The 1,176-nt window shown below is 38.3% G+C and carries 4 tRNA genes; all 4 read right to left on the minus strand.

The window, feature by feature from the left end:
* Window positions 1–18: 18 nt before the first annotated feature.
* A tRNA-Leu gene (locus FTV42_RS17115) sits at window positions 19–103 on the minus strand.
* Between the two features lie 380 nt (window positions 104–483).
* A tRNA-Leu gene (locus FTV42_RS17120) sits at window positions 484–569 on the minus strand.
* Window positions 570–946: 377 nt separating this feature from the next.
* Window positions 947–1,031, minus strand: a tRNA-Leu gene (locus FTV42_RS17125).
* A 39-nt stretch (window positions 1,032–1,070) separates the two neighbouring features.
* A tRNA-Trp gene (locus FTV42_RS17130) sits at window positions 1,071–1,144 on the minus strand.
* Window positions 1,145–1,176: the final 32 nt, after the last annotated feature.

Consider the following 1,176-nt stretch of genomic DNA (forward strand, 5'->3'; position numbering starts at 1 on the left):
AGTTACTCAAATATTGATTGGTGGGGACGGAGAGACTCGAACTCTCACACCTCGCGGCGCTGGAACCTAAATCCAGTGCGTCTACCAATTTCGCCACGTCCCCAATGGCTGTGTATATTATAGAGATAGACCGACATTGACAAGCGATTTTACAAGCAATCACAATCTATTCCGCTATAAAATAAACAGTTAGTTCTATTTTTTAATTTTTTATAAAATTTCTGCCGAAAATTTGATTCATTTTAGGATATGACTGCCCATTCGTTATTTTTAATCATTTCGATTCAATTCCAGCATTTTAAATTAAAACTCAAATGAATTTCTAATCTTGATCAACATAGGCATTCAGAATACTGAAACTATTATTGATAAATAATGTCTGAACCAGTGCTTGAAATCAGAATACAATACCGCATAAATAACAACAGCTTTACCAAATTTCAGGCAATAAAAAAGCAAGGCACTCGCCTTGCTTTAATATGATGGTGGGGATAGAGAGACTCGAACTCTCACGCCCAGAAGGCGCTGCGACCTGAACACAGTGCGTCTACCAATTCCGCCATATCCCCATGGCTGTGTATATTATAGCGATCAGACCTGATTCACAAGTAGTTCTATAGAAAGCTAAATACTTTTATATCAAAAATTAATCATTTAATTCATTATTGATCAAATACCAATCTATTTAGGCCAATATATAAGATTGATAGACACCATGGGACTGATCCATATAACATTTAAATTATTGAATATACAGATCGCATGAATTATTGCAGCAATACAATGAAATTTACTAAAGCCCTGCCCTTGCAATCATTCGCTAGATAATTTAAGCCCAGAACGCATTGATGTTCATCAACCATGACAGCAAAAATCTGGTACTAAAAAAACCGCCCTCAAATTTCAAGTAATAAAAAAGCAAGGCACTCGCCTTGCTTTAATATGATGGTGGGGACGGAGAGACTCGAACTCTCACACCTCGCGGCGCTGGAACCTAAATCCAGTGCGTCTACCAATTTCGCCACGTCCCCATCAGGGTACCAACTTAACGTTGGATTTCTTTCAAACTTTGGCAGAGGATCAAGGATTCGAACCTTGACGAACGGTTTTGGAGACCGTCATGCTACCATTACACCAATCCTCTACTTCCACCCAATATCCAGTTACTCAAATATT

Origin of the sequence: Acinetobacter sp. YH16052 (assembly GCF_013417155.1) — a bacterium.
Taxonomy (GTDB): domain Bacteria; phylum Pseudomonadota; class Gammaproteobacteria; order Pseudomonadales; family Moraxellaceae; genus Acinetobacter.